Source organism: Saliniramus sp. (assembly GCF_035311605.1).
Lineage (GTDB): Bacteria > Pseudomonadota > Alphaproteobacteria > Rhizobiales > Beijerinckiaceae > Saliniramus.
Genome location: NZ_DATGCW010000042.1, coordinates 1 through 7185, shown reverse-complemented (window position 1 = coordinate 7185; position 7185 = coordinate 1). Strand labels below are relative to the sequence as shown.

At 65.5% G+C, this 7185-nt stretch carries 7 protein-coding genes; 3 read left to right on the top strand and 4 right to left on the bottom strand.

All coding sequences use genetic code 11. The features are described from left to right. Positions 1-8: 8 nt before the first annotated feature. The gene (locus VKP01_RS02155) at positions 9-1133 is read left to right on the top strand and encodes a DegT/DnrJ/EryC1/StrS family aminotransferase (RefSeq protein ID WP_324409993.1); all 1125 of its coding nucleotides are present in this window, start codon (positions 9-11) and stop codon (positions 1131-1133) included. A gap of 209 nt (positions 1134-1342) precedes the next feature. Further along, positions 1343-2287 (top strand): hypothetical protein, encoded by a 945-nt coding sequence (locus VKP01_RS02150; protein WP_324409992.1) that lies wholly within the window; start codon positions 1343-1345, stop codon positions 2285-2287. 18 nt (positions 2288-2305) lie between these two features. On the opposite strand, the gene leuB is transcribed toward VKP01_RS02150, so the two are convergent. The 4 genes from leuB to VKP01_RS02130 form a co-directional block, all read right to left on the bottom strand. Next, the gene (gene leuB / locus VKP01_RS02145) at positions 2306-3418 is read right to left on the bottom strand and encodes a 3-isopropylmalate dehydrogenase (protein ID WP_324409991.1); all 1113 of its coding nucleotides are present in this window, start codon (positions 3416-3418) and stop codon (positions 2306-2308) included. Between the two features lie 92 nt (positions 3419-3510). Beyond that, positions 3511-4140: a monofunctional biosynthetic peptidoglycan transglycosylase gene (mtgA, locus tag VKP01_RS02140; RefSeq protein WP_414706494.1), complete on the bottom strand. Its 630-nt coding sequence runs from the start codon at positions 4138-4140 to the stop codon at positions 3511-3513. Between the two features lie 140 nt (positions 4141-4280). Next, complete coding sequence (locus tag VKP01_RS02135) at positions 4281-5444, bottom strand: murein transglycosylase A (RefSeq protein WP_324409989.1); 1164 nt, start codon at positions 5442-5444, stop codon at positions 4281-4283. Positions 5445-5488: 44 nt separating this feature from the next. Beyond that, positions 5489-6199 carry a Tim44/TimA family putative adaptor protein gene (locus VKP01_RS02130; RefSeq protein ID WP_324409988.1) on the bottom strand — a complete coding sequence of 237 codons (711 nt, stop codon included), beginning with the start codon at positions 6197-6199 and terminating at the stop codon, positions 5489-5491. A gap of 421 nt (positions 6200-6620) precedes the next feature. Between VKP01_RS02130 and secB the strand changes: the two genes are divergently transcribed. Continuing rightward, entirely contained in the window at positions 6621-7166 is a 546-nt protein-coding gene (gene secB, locus VKP01_RS02125) for a protein-export chaperone SecB (protein ID WP_324409987.1), read from the top strand. Positions 7167-7185 lie beyond the last annotated feature (19 nt).

The following is a 7185-nucleotide window of genomic DNA, read 5'->3' as shown; positions in this document are numbered from 1 at the left end:
CCTTGCCGATGCTCCCCTTCATCGATCTTGCCGCCCAGCGTGCGGCGCTCGACCCGCGCGTGGAAGAGGCCATCCTCGCGGTGGTACGCCACGGTGCCTATGTGATGGGCCCGGAAGTCGGGCAACTCGAAGAGGAGCTCGCGGCCTTTTGCGGCGCAAAACACGTCGTGAGCTGCGGCAGCGGCACGGATGCGCTGGCGCTGATCCTGATGGCGAAGGGGGTGAAGCCCGGCGATGCCGTTCTGTGTCCGAGTTTCACCTTCGCCGCAACGGCGGAGGTGATCTGCTGGCTGGGTGCCGCACCGGTTTTCGTGGATGTCCGCGAGGACACATTCAATCTCGACATTGACAGTCTGGAGGCCGGGCTGGTCACCGCGCGTGAACGCGGTTTGCGTCCTGTGGGCGTGATTCCGGTGGATCTGTTTGGCCAGCCGGCGGATTACGCGCCGATCGAAACAATCTGTGCCCGCGAGGGGCTGTGGCTGCTCGCCGATGCCGCACAGAGTTTCGGGGCCCGTTACCAGGGCCGCAAGGTCGGCACCATCGGTGACGCCACGGCGACCAGCTTCTTCCCCGCCAAGCCGCTTGGCTGCTATGGCGATGGCGGAGCGATCTTCACAGACGATCCCGAGCTCGACGCGGTGCTGCGCTCCCTGCGCAATCATGGGCAGGGTGCCGACAAGTACGAATATGCGCGTATCGGCATGAACGGCCGCCTCGACACGATCCAGGCGGCGGTGCTGATCGAGAAGCTGCGCGTCTTCCCCGACGAGATCGCGGCGCGCGACCGGATCGCGGCTCGCTATGCGGCAGGTTTGTCCGATTGCGCCGTGGTCCCGCGGGTGATGGCGGGTGCAAGCTCGGTATGGGCGCAATACACCCTGCGCGTTTCGGGTTTCGATCGCTCCGCCTTTCAGGCGAGCCTGCGCGATGCCGGCGTGCCGACGGCGATCTATTATCCGCGCCCGCTGCACCGCCAGGACGCTTATGCGCGTTATCCGAGCGCCGGTAACGGCTTGCCGGTGACCGACAGGCTGGCGCAAGAGGTGGTCAGCCTGCCAATGCACCCCTATCTCGGCGAGGCCGATCAGGATCACGTCATCGCCACGGTGCGCAAGGTGCTCGGTGCCTGAAGCATTCCCCGGCGCTTATTGTGACCGTCAGCCGGTAACCACCTGACAGAAGGATACGCGCGCTAACCATCGATTCACGCTGCTGAAGGAAACCCGGACAGCGTCAATCGATTCTGAAAGAAATCCCTCGATTCTGCCGCTATCGGATGGCCTGATCCATCCTCCGGACGCGGGTTCACCGCCTCCGCAAGCAGAACGGGAGGCTGCGCGTGGCGTCACGCGGCTTGCAGGATTGGCAGGATATGGATTTCGGCGCCATCGGCGCCGGAGACCCTGCCGCGCGCCCATCTGGCCGCCCTCCTGTCCATGAGACCGTGCACAGGCCCCGCCGTCGCCGGCGTCTGCCGCTGATCCGGCTGATGCTCGGCTCGACGGCGCTGATCACCGTGCTGACACTTGCCGCCATCGAGCATTACGAAGACGCGCCTCACGGCCCGCTCGTCCAGGAGCCGCGCGTGCGTGCCGATGCGCCGGCGCTCGCAACGCCGCCGCCGATCTGGCGACCCGCCCCCTCGCGCGACATCGCCGTCTCGGCCCTGCCTGATGCCCTCGCACAGGCAAAATTCACGCATCATGCCGAAATCCGCGATGACGGGGCGCGGCGTGATGCCATGACCCTTGGGGATTTTGGCCGCGGCGAGCCCCATCTCCATCTCGTGCTTTTACGCGGTGCTGCGGCGCGTCCGCGCCATTCCTTCTTTGTCGCGACCACCCTCGATGCTGCGGAGGCTGGGCTCGCGGTGCAGCGGGTGCGCGACCAGGAGCGGTTGGAGACGCGGCGCTTGCCGCTGATCGTGGCGCAGATGGTGCTGGAAGACGGTCTCGCCCGCGACTGCCTTGCCTTTCGCAGCACGGAGCCCGACGGCGATGGCGGCTTCCTGCTTGCAGGCTGGACCTGTGGTACCGCTTCCGATCCTGCGGCTCTGGCCTGCCTGATTGATGACCTCGACCTCGTCGATGGAATCACTGGCGAAACGCTGCTGCCTACGGCCACGGCTGCCGGCGCGTGTGCCGGCGAAGCGGAGACCGCCGCGCCGGCGCGCGATGCGCCGCAGGATATCGCGGGATTGCTCGGCATGCTTGACGAGAGCGGTGATAGAGCCGTCCCGTTGGATATGCTGCCACCGCCGCCGCCCCGCCCCGAAGGCGATTGAGGCAGCGCCCGCCGTGCCTCAGCCTGCGCGCTTTTCCAGTTCACGCAGGATGGCATCGCCCATTTCGGTGGTGGAGAGGCTGTTGGTCCCCGCCGGTGCGATATCACCGGTGCGCGCGCCATTGGCCAGCGCATCGGTGATGGCGCCTTCCAGCATGTCCGCCGCCTCGATCAGCCCGAAGGAATAGCGCAGGCTCATGGCGAAGGAGCCGATCATGGCGATCGGGTTGGCGCGGCTCTGGCCGGCAATGTCGGGCGCCGAGCCGTGGACCGGCTCGTAGAGCGCCTTGCGCTTGCCCGTAGCCGGGTCTTCTCCGCCGAGCGAAGCCGACGGCAGCATGCCGAGCGAGCCGGTAAGCATGGCCGCGACATCGGAGAGGATGTCGCCGAAGAGATTGTCGCAGACGATGACGTCGTATTGCTTGGGATTGCGCACAAGCTGCATGGCACAATTGTCCGCGAGTACGTGTTCGAGACTGACGTCGGAGAATTCGGACGCGTGCACGGCAGTGACGACCTGCTTCCACAACACGCCGGATTTCATCACGTTGTGCTTTTCCGCCGAGGAGACCTTGTTGCTGCGCTTGCGGGCGAGATCGAAGGCGACGCGGGCGATGCGTTCAATCTCGCTGGTGGTGTAGAGCTGGGTGTCGACGGCGCGCTTCTGGCCGTCTTCGAGGGTGACGATCTCCTTGGGCTCGCCGAAATAGACGCCGCCCGTGAGCTCGCGCACAATGAGAATATCGAGATCCTCGACCAGTTCGTGCTTGAGCGAGGAGGCATCGGCCAGAGCCCCGTAGCAGATGGCGGGTCGCAGATTGGCGAACAGCCCGAGATCCTTCCGCAGGCGCAGCAGGCCCGCTTCGGGGCGGTGTTCGTAAGGCACATCCGCCCATTTCGGCCCGCCGACCGCACCGAACAGCACGGCATCGGCGGCTTCGGCATTCTTCATCGCGTCCTCGCTGATGGCCACGCCATGTGCGTCATAGGCTATGCCACCGACGAGATCGCGCTCTGTCTCGAAGGCGGCGATGCCGGAGCGGGTGAACCAGGCGACGAGTTTCTCGACTTCGGCGGCCACTTCCGGGCCGATCCCGTCGCCGGGGAGGAGAAGGAGCTTGTGGGTCGCCATGGTAAGCCTCGTTTGTCGTCGCGAAATGAATTCCTGCCTGCTTTTGACGAAAACCGCCCTTCAGGGCAAGCGCGGATATGCCAAGCCGTACTTCACTCGACGCAGGCTGCAATCGGCCCGGAGCGCGCAGCCCGATCGGCGAGGCGCTCGGCCAGACGCGCATGACCCGCCGAAGGGGCGGCGGGATTGCGCCTTTGCGGCGCGGGGAGTGCGGTGGCCAGAAGCGCCGCCTGCTGCCGGGTGAGATCGGCGGCGGAGCGGTTGAAATAGTGCTGTGCCGCGGCCTCGGCGCCGAACACGCCCTCATCCCATTCCGCGATATTGAGATAGATTTCCAGCATGCGCGGCTTTGACCAGAGGAAATCGATCCAGATCGCGATGGGGATCTCCAGCGCCTTGCGGATATAGGAACGCTGCGGCCAGAGATAGACGTTCTTTGCGGTCTGCATCGAGATGGTGGAGGCTCCGCGCGCGCCGCCGCTCTCGATCACCTGGCGCAATTCACGCCAGTCCACCCCCAGATGCCGGCAGAATTGCCCGTCCTCGGAGGCGATCACCATGAGCCGCAATTGCGGGCTGATCGCCTCGAGCGCAACGGTCTCGCGCGCGGCCGGCTGCAGGGTTAGCCAACGTGCCAGCATGATCGTCGAGGGTGGGGTAACGAGCATGAAGAGCAGATTCGACGCGAGGAAGATCAGGACGAGCAGCAAGATTGCGCGCAGCAGGCGCCCGAACAGGCGGCGCAGGAGGCCCGGTCGGCGCTTGTTCTCCGGCCTCTTCGCCCGGCGCGCGCCCTTCGCCGGCGGTGCTTCCTCCACCGATGCGCCAGTACCGGTGCCGCGTCCGTTTCCGCGCCGACCGATCACGGACCGGTTCCGGTCGCGCGTGGCAGCAGAATGACGAAATCCGGACGGTGGCGGATATAGCCGGCCTGGCGCCCGGCTTCATCACCGCTGCCGGTGAAATAATCACCGCGCGCCACTCCGGTGATGGCCGAGCCGGTATCCTGCGCGATCATCAGCTGTGCCAGCGGGGTTTCGCGATTATCGGCATCGGGCAGGGTGCCCGAAAGCCAGACCGGGAGGCCGTAGGGCCAGATGGTGCGATCGACGGCCAGCGAACGATGCGGCGTGAGCGCTACGCCGGCTCCGCCGATCGGTCCGTCTTCTGCGGCAAGCGCGCGGTTTTCCGCAAAGAAGATATAAGACCGGTTCTCACGCATCAGCGCATCTGCCTGAACGGCATTTGCCGGATCCTCGAGCCAGCCCAGCAGGCGCGCGAGGCTCATCTCTTCGAGCGGTATCGTGCCGCGCTCCACGAGCAGTCGCCCGATCGCGGTAAAGGGATGGCCGTTACGCCCGGCATAGCCCACGCGCATGACGTCGCCATCATCAAGGCGGATGCGTGCCGAACCCTGGACATGAATGATGAAGGCCTGCGCGGGATGGCGCAGATAGACGATCGGCGGGGCAAGATCGTCGATGGCGCCGTCCATGATCGCGGCGCGGTCGGGATAGGGGACATGGCTGCCATCGGGCAGGCGGCGCGCGGCGGCGAGGTTCTCGTCGATCCCGGGGAGCGGATTTTCCGCGTTGCGGGTGACCAGATCGGGCGGGCGCGGGCGCAGGGGAGCAGAAAAATCCGGACCGGGCTGGCGCGCACCGTCATATTCGGGCTCATAATAGCCGGTGAGGAATGGGCGGCCCTCACCGGGAACGACACGGTGCGGCATGAAATGCGCTTCGAAGAAAGCACGGGCGCCATCTTGCCAATTCCGCGCGATTGCGCAGACCGCTTTCAGATCCTCGGAGAGTTCGATACCGGGGCGCAGGGTGACTGGGCCGTCGGGCGCAGTGCGCGCCGGCCCGGTGCAGGAGCGCATGAAGGCGGAGAAGGCGGCGTCATGGTCGTCTTCGGCCCAGCCGGACAGCGCGTCGAAATCGAGAGGAACCAGCTGTGTGCGTTCACGGGCAACGGCATCGACAAATATCGGTGCGGCGGTACCGGTGAGGAAAACCGCAGCCATGACCATCGCTCCCATCCGGAACCGGCGAAGCACGCCGGGGAGGCTCATTGCCCGGCTTCGGTCGCCACCAGATGCCAGGTCGGATCGCCGGAACCAAGCGTGCGCGCGAAGGTCCACACATCGGTGACGTCGACCACCGCATCCGGGCTGCCATCGACGACATTGCCCTCGCTGTCGCGGGTCACGGTGATAAGTTCGGAGACGATCTTCACAGTGATCTGGGCGACGCGGTTCTTGACCTCGGCCTCGACGATCTCGGCCTTGTCCACCGCCACGAAGGTGGTCTCAGCCGTTTCACCGCGGGATTCCCGCTCGCTGATCGCCTGCTCGAAACCCTCGTAGACGTCCTTGGCGAGGAGATTCCTGAGCGTCTCGCGATCACCGGAGGCAAAGGCGGAGACGATCATCTCATAGGCCATCTTCGAGCCTTCGAGGAAACCGCGCGGATCGAAATCCGGTTCCTGGCGCACGATGTCGTCCAATCCATCGGCAATGGAGCTGCCGGGTTGGGCGATGCCCTTCCAGCGATCAACCGAAGCAAGCCGCTGCTCGGCCTGTTCGGCGCCTGGAAGCCGCACGACATTGTCCTCGGATTTCTGTCCGGAGCGATCCGATTGCGGGGCGCCGCGTCGGAACGGTTCCTGGGGCGGTTGTTCCTGGCCGGTCTTCTGGCCCAGCACGGAGCGCAACCGCCAGATCACGAAGACCGCCAGTGCGAGAAAGATGAGCGTCGTGATGTCGAAAGACTCTTGCATCGTCTATCCGGCCTGGTTTCCGGGGTAAAACACGCCCCACCCGTTTCATTCCGGGTGGAAACACATTCGGCCATGCCCGTCAACGCCTGCGGCGCCGCAACGGGCATCGGCCACCCCCAATATGGGAACGTCTTGCCCGGACATCTACCACCCCGGCGCAGAATAGCGAGAAAATCCGAAAGCGCGTGGCGTTTTTTTGGCTCGGGTGCCGTCCGACCGTCCGGCGCAGGGGGCGCGAATCGCGCGGATCACGGGCCGACGCGCTTGTTTGGGCGCCTGAAGCATGTTAGCGGCCTTGCGAACGCAACCGTGACCCGTGCCGTTGCCGTCCGGAAAGGGCGGCGCATGCGCCGAAGGGTCGCGCGCATCGTTTCATCCTGCGCCGCGCGGCGCATATCCGCTCTGACAGAGGTTGACCGACATGGCCGATACCCCGAACACCAATGGCGCCGATCCGGCCGCAGCCGGCGCGCAGGCACAGCAGAACACCGCGCCGTCACTGAACGCGCTCGCGCAATTCACCCGCGATTTCTCCTTCGAGAATCCGAACGCGCCGCAATCGCTTGCGCCGCAACAGCAGCAGCCGCAGATCTCGATCCAGGTCAACGTCAACGCCAAGAAGCTCGGCGAGACCGATTACGAGGTCGAACTCAAGCTTGAAGGCAGCGCCAAGAACGATGCGAACACGCTCTTCGCCTTCGATCTCGCCTTCTGCGGCATCTTCCGCGTGAAGAATGTCCCGGAGGATCAGATCCATCCCGTGATCATGATCGAGTGCCCGCGCCTGCTCTTCCCCTTCGCGCGCCAGATCGTCGCCGATGCCGTGCGCAATGGCGGCTTCCCGCCGCTTTATATCGATCCGATCGACTTCGTGGCGCTCTACCGCCAGCGCGTCGCCGAAGCCCAGAAGGCCGGCGGCAATGCCGAGCCCGGCGACCAGACGCCCCCGGCTTCCGAGAACGCGTGAGCCTGATCCGCGCGGGTCG

Bases quoted from the DNA above. Each gene is read 5' to 3' on its own strand.
- VKP01_RS02155 (WP_324409993.1), top strand. From the start codon at position 9: ATGCTCCCCTTCATCGATCTTGCCGCCCAGCGTGCGGCGCTCGACCCG.
- leuB (WP_324409991.1), bottom strand. From the start codon at position 3,418: ATGGCGACCCACAAGCTCCTTCTCCTCCCCGGCGACGGGATCGGCCCG.
- VKP01_RS02135 (WP_324409989.1), bottom strand. From the start codon at position 5,444: ATGGCTGCGGTTTTCCTCACCGGTACCGCCGCACCGATATTTGTCGAT.
- VKP01_RS02130 (WP_324409988.1), bottom strand. From the start codon at position 6,199: ATGCAAGAGTCTTTCGACATCACGACGCTCATCTTTCTCGCACTGGCG.
- secB (WP_324409987.1), top strand. From the start codon at position 6,621: ATGGCCGATACCCCGAACACCAATGGCGCCGATCCGGCCGCAGCCGGC.